Source organism: Cohnella thailandensis (genome assembly GCF_014212135.1).
Classification (GTDB): Bacteria; Bacillota; Bacilli; order Paenibacillales; family Paenibacillaceae; genus Cohnella; species Cohnella thailandensis.
This window is the reverse complement of record NZ_JACJVQ010000005.1, coordinates 36,633-49,799: the sequence shown is the minus strand read 5'-3', so window position 1 is coordinate 49,799 and position 13,167 is coordinate 36,633. Positions and strand designations below refer to the sequence as shown.

Below are 13,167 nucleotides of genomic sequence, written 5' to 3'. Positions count from 1 at the left end.
ATAGGGGAACGTTGCGCGGCCGATTATGATTTTGCCAATTCGGACAGGCGGATCGGGCGTCCCTCGGCGACCGAACGGTTCGAGGCTTCCATCAGCTTCGTCAGGTCCGTCGCGATCTCCACGTTCTCGGTCGCTTCCGTGCCTTCCTGAATGTGAGAGACCCACTGGTAGAACGCCCAAGGGAGCCGATCCCCCGGTTTGATTTCCTGCCAGTCGTCGCCAAGCTTGTTGCTGCGAACGAGAATCTTCTCCTCCGGGAAGCCGAACAGCAGCGTGCCGTCGGTTCCGTGCAGCTCGATGGAGAAAGGAGAATGGCTGTTCACGAAGCCCGCTTCCACGATTCCGATCGCCCCGTTCTCGTAGGAGAGAACGGCCGTCGCGTTGTCTTCCACTTCCTTGCCCGTCACATGGCCGTAGACAGCGCTTACGCTATCCGGCAGTCCGAGCAGCGTGCGAACGAGATACATCGGGTGACAGCCCAGGTCGATCAGCGCCCCGCCGCCGCATTGCTCCTTGGAGAAGAAGTGCTCCGGCAGCCAGCCCGCGGTCGCGCCGTTGTGGGACAGGCGAGCTCTCGCTAGCGTAAGCTTGCCCAGCGTCCCGTCTTCGACGACCTTCCGAATCGCCGGCGTGTAGGCATCGTAGAGACGCGGCAGCGATACCGTCAGCTTCACTCCCGCCTTGCGAACCTCTTCGAGAATCTCGTTCGCTTCGCTCAAGGTAGGCGCGATAACCTTCTCCGTGAAAATATGCTTGCCGGCCCGGGCCGCTTGCACCATGACGTCGCGGTGAACGTTCGTAGGCGCGTCCACGACGACCGCGTCGATATCCTCCTTCGCCAATAGCTCTCCAAGATCGGAGAAGAACGGCACTCCGTATTTCTCCGCTTTCTCGCGTCCGCGTTCCGGGAGCTCATCCCAGACGGCCGCGATCTCCGTCTCCGGGTGCTCGAGCACTTGCCGGGTGTAATCCTCCGCATGCACGTGCCAATAGCTGATCATCCCAATTCGAATCATCTCGTTCGCTCCTCACTTCAAATATACGACACATGCACAAGATAACACACTATTATCGCAGTAATTAATACAGGAACATGTCATTTTCACTATAAAATAACGACATCCGTTATTCGTTTTCGTGGAAAAGGGAGCGATGTGGTACACTCCGTAATAGAGTAAAAAGAAGCTGCTGAAGAGAGGAGCTGCGAACGAATGACGTCTTTGCCGAAGAGACTCGTCTCGACGATCAGACAAGTTCATGGACAAGCCGGGGAGCGATGGATAGCCGGGTTCGGCGAGTTGATCGACTATTGCTCGCGCAGATGGGGACTGAAGCTTATTACTTCGGATTACCCGCTCAGCTTTAATTACGTAACGGCCGCGGCACTTCCGGACGGGCGGCCGGCCGTGCTGAAGCTGCGCGTTCCCGAAGACCCGGAGCTTCCTCTCGAATCGGAAGCGCTGAGGTTGTTCTCCGGACGCGGAGGCGTAAAACTGCTGGATTCCGAGCCGGAACGGGGCATTCTGCTGCTTGAGAGGCTTGCTCCCGGACTCACTCTTAAGTCCGTCAAGGACGACGAGGAAGCGACCCGAATCGCCGCCGGATTGCTAAAGTCGCTGCGGATTCCCGCGCCGGAAGGCGGATCGTTCCCCTCTTCGGAGCAATGGGCTCGAGGGCTAGGCCGTCTTAGGCAAAAGCACGGCGGCGGAACCGGTCCGATTCCCGAACCGTTGGTCAAGAGCGCGGAAGAGGGATTCGAACGGCTGCACCGAACGCTCGGGATGCCTCTTCTGCTGCATGGCGACCTGCACCACGACAACATTTTGTCCGGCGGCTCGGAATGGGTGGCGATCGACCCGAAAGGAGTCATCGGAGAGATCGAGTACGGGACCGTGCCTTTCTTGCTGAACAACCTGCCGGATGGCGACACCGACTCTTCTATACGGCTCATTCGCAGTCGTATCGCCATTTTCTCGGAAGAGCTGCAGGTGCGATCCGAACGTTTGCTTGCCTGGACGTTCTGCCATCTTGTTTTGTCCTCGGTTTGGAGCTTGGAGGACGGTTCGGGGGATCTGGAGGGATCTCTGAAGCTAGCTGCCGAACTTCTGGCAATATGGCGGCTAGAGGGAAGCGCTTTATAGGGCATCAAGGCAGGAACGATGAATCGGCGGCAGCCGCTTCCTCCTCGTTCCTAACACAAGAAAGCCGCTCGGAACGCCTCGTCGCGTCCGGGCTTTTTGGCGTTTATGATCTCTCCGGAGCGGATCGAACTCGTTCGTCAAGACTCTTTTTAGGATTTGGTCATAACCTCGGCTTTTAAATTTCATGAGTTGTCCTCATAAAAACATTCTTGCAGCCGATATATTAACTAAATCATTTAATGTAGTTAACCGTCATTATTCACACCAAGGAGAGGAATCCCACATGTACTTGTCCGTCAAAGTCAGGCTAGCGCTTCTTCTGTTCATCCCGATCGTTTTTTTCGTGGCTACGGCTTACTATTTGCTGAGTCTCAACTCGTCGAATATTAAGCGGATGAACCAAAGCTTGTATGAAGTGTCTTACATAGCCAATAACCACATCGTCTCCGCGGACCGTGATTTCTATCAGGCTATGAACGCGTACAACCTTCTTCGTTTCGTTCCGCTTCCTAGCGAGGCCTATGCGGAGTACGAGAAGGATTTCAACGAGAACGTCGCTCAAGTGTCCGAACGAATCGATGCAGCCCAAGCCATCCTGCAGGATGCCAAGCTGATGGATAACGTCGAGGAGACGAGCGCGCTTTCTGCCGAAGCTGCCTTTTCCCAATACGAGACCGCCTTCAAGGAGTGGTCGGAGATCGCGACGGGCAACGTCAAGGACCGATCGCCGGTCGATCAGGCCGGAGAAACGGCTCTCAGCGAAAGGTTCGAGAACAGCCGCACCGCCATCGATACCCTGAGCAGCCTATTGGATCAATACAGCAAACAAGAAACGGACGCGATTATCAAAAAGAAGAATGCCGATACCCGCAGCATGTACACGGTTCTCTTCATAGAATGGATCGTCATTATCCTGGCTGCGTTCTTTACCCTTCGCCATCTGAACAGGACCATCGCCAATCTCCAGAATAAAACGCGGATGGTTGCCGGGGGCAATCTCCACTTCGAGAGAATGGCCAAATATTCCAAGGACGAATTCGGCCGCCTCAATGAATCCATGGATACGATGATCGAGAAAATTCGCGGACTTGTCCTTCAGATCTCGGACAATACCCAGACCGTATCCGCCGCCGCGGTCGAGCTGTCCGTGAGCGCTAAGGAAGCCGCCGCAACCACCAACCATGTCGCCGAGAATATTCAAGAAGTCACCTCCCAGGTGGAAGTCCAAGCGACGATCGCCGAAGAGACGAGCCGCGCGGTAGAAGAGATGTCCTCCGGCATTCAGAAGATCGCGGAGAACACCAATTCGATCTCCGACCTGTCGGCGACGGCTTCCGGACAAGTCGACGAAGGCAACGAGCACATGCTCGGCCTGAAGGAGCAGCTTAACGAGATCATGCAGGCGATTCAAGCGCTGTCGGCGATCGTAGCCAACCTGAACGAGAAGTCGGACAAGATCGGCGAGATCACCGAGAACATTACCAGCTTCGCCAACCAGACGAATATCCTCTCCCTCAACGCCTCTATCGAAGCCGCGAGAGCGGGCGAGCACGGCAAGGGCTTCGCGGTCGTCGCCCAAGAGATTCGCAATCTGGCCGCCGGCTCTCTGGAATCCGCGGAGGTCATCTCCGCGCTGATCAGCGAGACGCGCGACGAGATCGGCAAAGCATCGACTTTCATGGAGAGCACGGTCAGCCAAGCCGAGAAGGGGAGCCGCTTGATGGACGACGTCGCCGAAGACTTCGACAGCATCCATCAAGCCGTCAAGAAGGTCGTCGAGCAGGTGCACGAGACTTCCGCCATCACCGAGCAGATGTCGGCCAGCTCGGAGGAAGTCGCCGCCAGCATGGAGCAATCCTCGAATTCCTCCCGCGAGGTGGCCGGCAAGGCGCAGACCGTCGCGGCCGCGACCGAAGAGCAGCTCGCCCTCGGCGAAAGCATCTCTCACGCCGCCGACCAGTTGCAAACGATCGTCCAAAGCCTCAAGGCTTCCGTGAGTCAGTTTAAGCTGTAAGGAACGGCAATCGCCGGCCTAACCCGTCCCTTGTTGGACGGCCAGGCCGGCGATTTTATTTTTAGCTCGGGCGAACCTCTGACATCATGACGGCTGCAAAGAAAGCCAGTCCCAGTCCCTGCCCCCAACCTTGAATTCTTCGGCGCGAAACATTCCGGTACCCCTCCTCATCGTCCATGACCGCCGTCCCTGCGGATACATTCAACAGGGTTCCGTCCTCCGACACCTGCTTTAATAACCCTTCAAGCGATTTATGGATATAGGAACGATACAACGGGCTGCCGATGGCCTCATCGAACTCGATTAATGCCGCAGCGATTCCAGCCGACCCTGAAGCTTCCCGATACGACTCGGGGTTATTCAAGACGGTGTGCCATAAGCCCTCTTCCGATTGCAGGCGAACAAGAGACGCCAACTGATCGCGCAGGGAATCGTGGATTTGCATATACGAGGGGTGGGTCACCGGGATCTCCTTGAGAGCTCTTGCCATCGTATACGCCGCCCAAGAGTTGCCTCTTGCCCAGAACACGCCGGACATATGGTTCTGAGCGAGATGATCCCAGCCATGATAGAAGAGATTGCTTCTCGCATCCTGCAGAAACCGTTCGTGTCCATGGTATTGGCGTAAACCGTCCTCGAGATAATCGTCCCGGTTCAACAACGTTCCCATGCGTACAAGGAAGTATCCGGCCATAAACATCGTATCGACCTATGCCTGCTCGGGAAACTGATAATTTTGCGAAACGGTATGCTGAAAGACTCCATCTGCGAAGCGGGGGGCATGATGCTTCAAGTACTCCGCCATTTCGATAGCCGTCGCCAGATACGTTTCGTTTTCCGTTTTCCGATATAACGCAATCAAGCAATGGCCGATCGACACCGAGTTAACCGTCCACGGCGGCAGCCCTTCCTCCAGCTTGCTGTCGACCCACGCGACGAGTCGGTCCAAATAGCGGGAGTCGCAGCCTGCCTCCAATGCTCTGCTGACCCCATAGAAGGCGACTCCTGCGGGCCAATCCCAAGTGAAATCCATCTCGAATGTCCGTTCCGCCATCCGATCCATTACTTCGATCATCTCATTTTTGTCCAACGCCAAAGCCGGCAAGCGCCTCAACCCCTCTGTTAGTCTTCATCCTCTTGGCCATCATGGATAATCGCTTTGTACTCGCTCGGGGTATACCCCGTATGTTTTTTGAACACCTGGCTAAAGTACTGCGAGTTCTCGGATAATCCCGTAGCATCTGCGATTTGATAGATTTTGAGCTTCCGATTTTTCTCTATCAGCTCTTTGGCCTTCTCCATTCTGGCGTTCATCAGATAGTCGGTGTACTTCATCCCCGTCTCGGATTTGAAGAGCTTCCCCAAGTAGTGAGCGTTCAAATAAAGAATCTGCTGCGCCAAATAATTCAACGACAGATTGGGGTCCTCGAGATGGCCGTCCGTGAATTCCAGCGCCTTGCGAACGATCGAATGATAGGAATTTCTTTGCTCCCGATAATGGGCCTCCGCGATTTCCTCCATCGTGCCTACAATCAGTCGCTTCATCTCCGCCAGTGTCGGCATGTCGACGATCTGCACGGCTCGCTTGAGCAGATGCTCCGTCGCGGCCGAATCGCTTTCTTTTAAGATCACCGAGAACAGGGTCAGGCAATGGGATCTCGCCTTGTTCATGTTCATCTGCGAATGAATCAATTCCTCGAAGAAGTCATCGATTTCTCTGGCCGCCTCATCCGCAAGACCGCTGCGCAAGCATAAGCATAACGAATCGAAATCGAATGGCAGCATATCCTCTTGTCGTTGTCCGACTAAATCGGATTTAGCGATTATGGCGCTTTCGCCCAGGTAAAACTTATGCTTCAAGCACTCCAGCGTCTCTTTGTACAGGCTTCTAGCCTGTCTGATTTCGTCCGCTTCGCTGATCGCAACGGAGAACGACATTTTATAATAGCTTTGGTAGATCTCCTGTATTCGGAAAATATCCTTTTGAAGTGCCGGCAAGGCCGCGCTCTCCATCAGAATCACGATGTTCTGGCCAATCGTCGTGGACATGAACACGGAGCCGTTCTCCTGCAATATTTCCACGGCAATGTTTTGCAAGGCAAAATAATACTCGTAGTCGACCATCTCATGCTCGAGCTGGAACGTCAGCACGCACACCGGAGCGACGATAGGCTCAAGCTGAAACAGTCTGGCGTAATAATCCCAATCCTTATGGCTGTACCGTTTGTTTAACAAATATTCCTTTAAAAATTGCTCTTTGATTTGGGGCATGACCTTTTCCAGGTTTTGCTTCATCGCGCGGATAGAAAGCTCCTTTTGCTGCGTTTCCTCGATTTCCTTCATCAACTGCTCCAAGGCATGGATAATCTCCATCTCGTTGCAGGGCTTCAGAAGATAATGTTTCACGCCGTAATTCATCGCCTGCTGGGCGTATTGAAAATCTCCATAGCCTGATAGGACGATAAAGCGAACGTTGGGCAAGAGTTCTTTCGTTCGCTTGATGAGCTCCATACCGTCGATGCCCGGCATGCGAATATCCGTAATCACGATATCCGGTTGATGGCGCAAGATTTCCTTCAGGCCGCTTTCTCCGTCCAAAGCCGTCGCCGCCAGTTCGGCATGGTGGCTTTGCCAATCAATCACGCTGGCTATACCCTGTACGATAAATTCCTCGTCATCCACCAAGATCACTTTGCGCAAGGTATCCCTCCTCCCCGAACGCCAACGGGATTCCCAAGATCACTTCGGTTCCTTCTCCTGGCGTGCTCCGCAATGCGAAGCTGGAAAAGTTCCCGTACAGAATTCGCATCCGATCGCGGATATTCTTCAAGCCGATGCCCGTTCCCTTCGACTCATAATCGCCGGTCATGATTCGCTCCAGAAGCTCGGGTTCCATTCCCGGCCCATTATCGGATACGCGAATGTACATCATGTCATCTATACATTCAACGGCGATGACGATGGTCAATATCGTTCCCGCACGTTCCATTCCATAAGAAATAGAGTTCTCCACTAACGGCTGGAGCATCAGTTTCGGAACGAGGATCTGCCGTTGTTCGGCTATGGGGGCACTTTCGTAGGCCAAGCGTTTGCCGAACCGGATTTTTTGAATCGTAATGTAATGGTGAACCATCTCAAGCTCTTCGGCCAACGTACGGGTCTGAGATTTGTTATCGACGGTCTGCCGCATCAGCTTGCCCAGAGCTTCGACCATCTGGGAGATCGTGTGATGCTTGCTGATTTTCGCCTGCCAATTGATCGACTCCAGCGTGTTGTACAAGAAGTGAGGATTAATCTGCGCCTGCAGCGCTTTAAATTCGGTATCCTTGAGCATAAGCTGCTTGCGGTAATTTTCTTGAATCAATTCGTTCAAGTTGTCGACCATGCTACGGAAATGGCGAAACAACTGGACGATCTCGTCCTTTCTCCCCCGGATCTCCGCATAATCCTTCTCCTCGATATCGAATTGTCCCCTTTGCACCTTCGACATCATCCGGCTCAACGTTTCGATCGGTCGGGTCAGCGTACGCGAGAAGTAATGGCCGATGAGCAATACCACGATAAAAATGCCGGCGAATGCGAGGAGCAAACCGCTTCTCATATAAACGATATTTTGAAATAACGTATCGTGCGGAATCACCTGAACGTAGCTCCAGCCCAGCCGTTTGGACGTATAACGTGATACGAAGAGCCGTTCTCCATCGATCTTCTCCACCTTGTACCCGCTTCCGCTGTAGCTGGGCAGACGGGAGATCAACGCCTGCGATAAGTCGCTGTTGCTATACAGCACTTGCGGCTCCGCGAAAATGACAACTTGCTTATCGACGACGGCTTCCTCATTGACTCGATAACGAATAAGCTTGTCCATGTCGATTTCGAACACGAGCGCGCCCAACGTACGCATCGATAAGTCCGCCCGCTCCCGGATTAATCGGACGGCATAGAAGAAGCCGTTGCGTTCGCGAAAGGCAACCCAACGGATTCCCCCTTCGGCTTCCTTGGCATCTCCGTATAGCTCGGATAGCTTGCCTTCATCGAGAATGCCGGATTGAATTCCGGCAAACAGCTTCGTCCCTTGCGCATCGATGATCCGAACCGATTCGATGTAGGGCTCATTGTTCATATAATCAAGCATTTGGTTCTGGACGATCCGGCTTCCCGCCGCGAACGTATCGTAGCTCACTTCGTCCTTCTCTTGAACGTTCGCCAAATACCGCTGAACCTGCTCGTCGGCCATTAAGTTTAAGGATAGATCCTCGACTCGCTTGAGTTCATTCTCGATTCCGGAGGCATAAAGGTTCAAAGAGTAAGACGATTCCTCGTAAATTTGACGGTCGTACAAATGAAGCGCCAATTGAATGGCCGAGGAACAGAGAACCAAGCCCGCCAATAAGATGCCGATGAGGATGGCCAGGAATTTGTGCTTCAGCCCCAAACCGGAATACCAATGAACAGGATGTAATCGCGACATGTTGAGCTCCCTCCATTAGGACTGACACTTCTGATTATGGAGTTGTCATGGAGCTCTCTCAATAAGAATTCGGAAATTCTTCCAATCTTGCGCCTTCGGGCGGGACCACCGGTCCCTGCAGCAACGGATCGCAGGTGGCGAGCATCCATTCCTCCAGCTTGCCGGACAGCTCGGCGATCGCGTCTTGGTAACGCGGGTCGCCAATTCGATTGGTCCGCTCCAACGGGTCCAGATAAAGGTCGAAAAATTGCTCCCGTTCTCTCTTTTCCTCATGAAAGCCATGCCGGACCACGAACCGTTCGCTATCTCCCTCATCTCCGCATACATGAACGTACATCGGATTGGCCTGATAGGAACGGATAAGCTTGTACCGATTCGACCGGACGCTGCGAACGGGCTCGTAACTCTTGTGGAACGTCAGCTCCGAATAGACGGCATCCCGAACATGATCCGTCTCTCCCCGGAACCATGGAAGGAGCGAATGCCCTTGGAGCTCACCGGGAGAGGGAATGTCCGCCAATTCGCATACCGTCGGAACCACATCGAGATGTGAGATCAGCACATCCGTTACTTGCCCTTTCTTCGAATTGCCGGGAAAATCCAGAAGTAAGGAGACCGCGACGCCCGGATCGTACAAATGCCCTTTCATCCACGGGAATGCGATACCGTGATCGGTCGTGAACAGCACGGCCGTCTCTTCCCGTAGCCCTGACGCCTCTAGCGCCGATAAAACTTCCCCGATGCACCGATCGAGTCTTCGTATCGACTCATTCAGACTTGACACGTCCCGCCGAATCTCCGCGTTATCGTGCAGCCAAGGCGGCACCATGACATATTCCGCCTCGGACTCGTCTTCCGGAGAAGGGTACGGACGATGCGTCTGGGTGAAGCCTACGGAGAGGAAGAACGGTCGTTCTCCCGTTCCTTCCCGAAGAAGGTACTCGGCGGCAAGCGCCGCGGTATTCGCATCATACCGGGTTTGCGTCTCTGCGGTGATCGGAGTGGGGGCCTCATTCAGAATGCGTTCATAGCCGATTTGGGTCGGATCCGTCGCTTCGTGCTGGAATCCGCAGAGCACCGTCCGGTAGCCTTGCTCCTTCAACACGGATGCCAGGTGAGACTTGGGGTCGTTCAGTTTGAAGCCTCTATGCATGAGCCCATTCATTCCGCACGAATGCGGGGACAAGCCGGTCAGCAAGGCCGATCGGCTCGGCGAGCAGGTCGGAGCCGCTGCGAACGCTTGCCGGAACGTGGTGGCTTCCTTGGCGAACTTCATTAGCGACGGCGTCGATACCGGATAGCCATAAGGCTCGATCCATTTCCCGGTATCATGCGAATGGATATAAACGAGGTTCATCCTTTTACTCCCCCTGCCGTAATGCCTTCGACAATATAACGCTGGAAGCAGAAAAAGATAACGATGACCGGAACGAGAGAGAGCACCGACATCGCGATCATCCCTCCCCAGTTTGATGACGTGTCGGGATCCGAGAACATTTTTAACGCCAGCGATACCGTATAGAGGTCGGGTCTGGACAAGTACAATAATGGCCCGATAAAGTCCTGCCAATGCCAGTAAAAGGCGAATATCGCAGCCGTCATTAAGCCGGGTAGCGTGAGCGGAAGAATGATTCTGTAGAAGATCATAAACGAGTTGCACCCGTCAATTTTGGCCGCGTTGTCCAATTCCGCCGGAATCGACCTCATGAATTGCACGAGCATAAAGATAAAAAAGGGAATGCCGAAAAAGGAAGGAACCGTAAGCGGGAGAAACGTGTTCACCCAGCCAAGCCATTGGAAGACGATATACTGCGGAACCATGATCACTTCCTGCGGCAGCATCAGCGTCGCGATCATGCAGGCGAACCAGAATTTTTTACCGGCGAATTCCATGCGCGCAAAGCCGTACGCGATGAAGGCCGAGCTTAGGACGGCGCCGACCGTATAGATCAGGACGACGATAAAGGAATTCTTGAAGAACGTGGCGAACGTATACGAGCCGAACCCTTTCCAGCCCGCGGCATAGTTGCCGAACTTCCATTCCGTCGGGAATAACGAGAAGCTCTTGGCGAATATTTCCGAGTTGTCTTTGAAGGAGCTGAACACCATCCATAATACCGGATACAGCATCAGAATGGAGAAGGCAAATAACAGCACCTGCGCCGCGATGGGCAACAGTTTCGTTTTGGTTAAGGTCATAGCGCTCAGTCCCCCTTGCCTTCATAATGAACCAGACTTCTTGAAGAGGAGAAAATAAGCGCGGTTAAGATCGAGATGAGAATAAGCATAACCCAGGCCATGGCGGATGCGTAGCCCATATCGGAGAATTGGAAGGCTCTGCGGAACAGGTAAAGCACGTACAACAACGTCGAATTCATCGGTCCGCCTTCGGTCACGATATAGCTTGGCGTGAACGCCAAAAAGCCGTTAATCGTTTGCATGACGACATTAAACAAAATAATGGGGCTGAGCATCGGCAGGGTAATTCGCACGAACCGCCGCCAAGCGTTGGCGCCGTCTACGCTCGCCGCCTCGTAGTAATCCTTCGGGATATTTTGCAAGCCCGCCAGGAAGATCAGCATCGCCGAGCCGAACTGCCAGGCAGACAGGAGAACGAGAGTCCAGATGGCCGTCGAAGGGTTCCCAATCCACGAAAAGTCGATGTTGAAGCCCAGCGTATTGAGAAAAGCGTTGACCACCCCGTCCTTGGAAAACAATTGTACCCAGATCACCGCCACGGCAACGCTCCCCCCGATCAAGGACGGGACGTAGAAGACCAGCCGATAGAAGCCTTTCAAGAAATTCAGTTCCTTGAGGGCGATAGCTACTGCTAACGCGAAAACAAGCCTAGCCGGAACAGCGGTAAACACGTAATAGAAGGTGACTCTGACCGATTGCCAGAACTGATCGTCGGATACCATCCGACTGAAGTTGCCCCCCCCGATCCAGCGAGGGGAAGACAACAGATTATAGTCGGTAAAGGACAGATATAACGATATCGCCATCGGAATCAGGGTGAATGCCAGCAATCCGATGATATACGGACTAATGTAGAAGTAACCTAGCAGGTTGGTTTTTTCCCTCATGATGAATCCCTTCTCTTCAGCTTCTGCCTAAAATTTCGGACGCTTTTTTCTTGAAATCGGTCGCTGCTTCTTCAGGCGAGAGGGTCTTGAACAGCAGCCGGTCGAGGACGTCGGTAAGCGCGCTTCGCACTTCGTTGGCTTTGGCCGGTTCCGGTCTGTCCGCGGCGCTGCTGTGCTGTTCGACTCGGGAGATATATTCGAACTCCTTCTTCTGATTTTCATTCAAATTTTGCATCATGTGTTCTCGTACCTTCTCAGAGATCGGGACGCCCCGTTCAGCCTTCAGGATGTCGTTCGCATCGAGATCGTTAATGAGGAAGTCTAAGAACTTGACCGCTTCTTCTTTTTGTTTCGAATTCTCCGCGACGGAATAATAAAGCGATGGCCTCAGCATCATGCCTTTGTCCGAGCCGGGACCTGGCAGAAGCGCCAATTCAAGAGGACGGCCGGCCAGATTCGCCAAGGAAGACAAGTTGTTGGAGAATCGCCAGGAGAACGGCGCTTGCCCCTTCACAAGCAAATCATCCTCCATGCCTTTGATAGAGGCTACGATATCCGGAGTCGGAATCGCCTTGGCTGCTGCAAGCTCGGATACCTTGTTGAAATAATCGATCAACTGCGCGTCCTCGAACCCTAAGCCGTCTCCCGAGGCATTAAAGAAGCCGCTGCCAAGGGTACGGAAATAGTAATACGACAGCACATTTACCGATTCGATGTTGCCTCCCCCGTACATTCCCGATTTCTCGGTGATGCTTTTCGCCATATTCATAAAGTCGTCCCAGGTCCATTCCGCATCGTTCATCGAGAAGCCGTTCTCTTGAAGGACAGCCGGATCGTACACGAGCGCGATCGCATTAATGCCGGCGGGAATGGACGATACCTTCCCGTTCAGCTCGCCAAGCCCGACAACGCTTTCATTAATATTCGAGAAATCGATTTTCCCTTGATCCGCATACGGCTTTAAATCGGCCATTAGGTTGTTCTTCGCATAGGAGGAGAAGTTGGGTACATTCATCTGGAAAATATCGGGGAGCTGATTACCCGCCGCTTGCGTCGACAATTTATCGAAATAGCCGTCGAATCCGGAAAACTCCGGAACGATCGTCACGTTCGGATAGTTCTTCTCATAAAGCTTGATCGCTTCCATCGTCAAATCGTGCCGCGCCTGATCTCCCCACCAGGCAAAACGCAACGTGACGGAGCCCGAGCCTTGATCGCCTTCCGCGGAACCCGTGTCGCCCTTATTCGACGAACAAGCAACTAACGCGGAACACAGGATGAGTGCCATAATCGTAGCGAAGCGTCTTCTCATCTTCATTACTCCTCTTAGGTGTGATGACTTACCTCTTTATGATAAAGGGGCTTGAGAGGAATGATAATTGAAAAACGGTGGGGAAATTGTTTAAAAACTTGATATTTCGGTATCGGTAGGATTCATCTGCCTAAAAAAAAGAT

Annotated in this window: 9 protein-coding genes and 1 pseudogene; 2 read left to right on the top strand and 8 right to left on the bottom strand. The window is 53.3% G+C overall.

Going from position 1 to position 13,167, the window contains the following annotated elements:
* Positions 1 to 23: 23 nt before the first annotated feature.
* Positions 24 to 1,016: a Gfo/Idh/MocA family protein gene (locus H7B67_RS05045; RefSeq protein ID WP_185118712.1), complete on the bottom strand. Its 993-nt coding sequence runs from the start codon at positions 1,014 to 1,016 to the stop codon at positions 24 to 26.
* Positions 1,017 to 1,211: 195 nt separating this feature from the next.
* On the opposite strand from H7B67_RS05045, the gene H7B67_RS05040 reads away from it, so the two are divergent.
* Positions 1,212 to 2,141 (top strand): aminoglycoside phosphotransferase family protein, encoded by a 930-nt coding sequence (locus tag H7B67_RS05040; protein WP_185118711.1) that lies wholly within the window; start codon positions 1,212 to 1,214, stop codon positions 2,139 to 2,141.
* 283 nt (positions 2,142 to 2,424) lie between these two features.
* Positions 2,425 to 4,155, top strand: a complete 1,731-nt coding sequence (locus tag H7B67_RS05035) for a methyl-accepting chemotaxis protein (protein WP_185118710.1) — start codon at positions 2,425 to 2,427, stop codon at positions 4,153 to 4,155.
* Between the two features lie 61 nt (positions 4,156 to 4,216).
* Here H7B67_RS05035 and H7B67_RS05030 read toward each other — a convergent pair.
* The 7 genes and pseudogenes from H7B67_RS05030 to H7B67_RS05000 all read right to left on the bottom strand — a co-directional run bounded on the left by H7B67_RS05030 (position 4,217) and on the right by H7B67_RS05000 (position 13,024).
* A pseudogene (locus H7B67_RS05030) lies at positions 4,217 to 5,260 on the bottom strand (glycoside hydrolase family 88/105 protein).
* Positions 5,261 to 5,277: 17 nt separating this feature from the next.
* Complete coding sequence (locus H7B67_RS05025; RefSeq protein WP_342592509.1) at positions 5,278 to 6,846, bottom strand: response regulator transcription factor; 1,569 nt, start codon at positions 6,844 to 6,846, stop codon at positions 5,278 to 5,280.
* Positions 6,830 to 8,626 carry a sensor histidine kinase gene (locus tag H7B67_RS05020; RefSeq protein ID WP_185118708.1) on the bottom strand — a complete coding sequence of 599 codons (1,797 nt, stop codon included), beginning with the start codon at positions 8,624 to 8,626 and terminating at the stop codon, positions 6,830 to 6,832. The genes H7B67_RS05025 and H7B67_RS05020 overlap by 17 nt, the downstream gene beginning before the upstream one ends.
* 58 nt (positions 8,627 to 8,684) lie before the next feature.
* Complete coding sequence (locus H7B67_RS05015; protein ID WP_185118707.1) at positions 8,685 to 9,983, bottom strand: sulfatase family protein; 1,299 nt, start codon at positions 9,981 to 9,983, stop codon at positions 8,685 to 8,687.
* A complete protein-coding gene (locus tag H7B67_RS05010) occupies positions 9,980 to 10,825 on the bottom strand; it encodes a carbohydrate ABC transporter permease (RefSeq protein ID WP_185118706.1) in 846 nt (281 codons plus the stop codon). The genes H7B67_RS05015 and H7B67_RS05010 overlap by 4 nt, the downstream gene beginning before the upstream one ends.
* A gap of 5 nt (positions 10,826 to 10,830) precedes the next feature.
* Complete coding sequence (locus H7B67_RS05005; RefSeq protein ID WP_185118705.1) at positions 10,831 to 11,712, bottom strand: carbohydrate ABC transporter permease; 882 nt, start codon at positions 11,710 to 11,712, stop codon at positions 10,831 to 10,833.
* A 16-nt stretch (positions 11,713 to 11,728) separates the two neighbouring features.
* On the bottom strand, positions 11,729 to 13,024 hold the full coding sequence (locus H7B67_RS05000) for an ABC transporter substrate-binding protein (protein ID WP_185118704.1): 1,296 nt from the start codon (positions 13,022 to 13,024) through the stop codon (positions 11,729 to 11,731).
* Between the last annotated feature and the right edge of the window lie 143 nt (positions 13,025 to 13,167).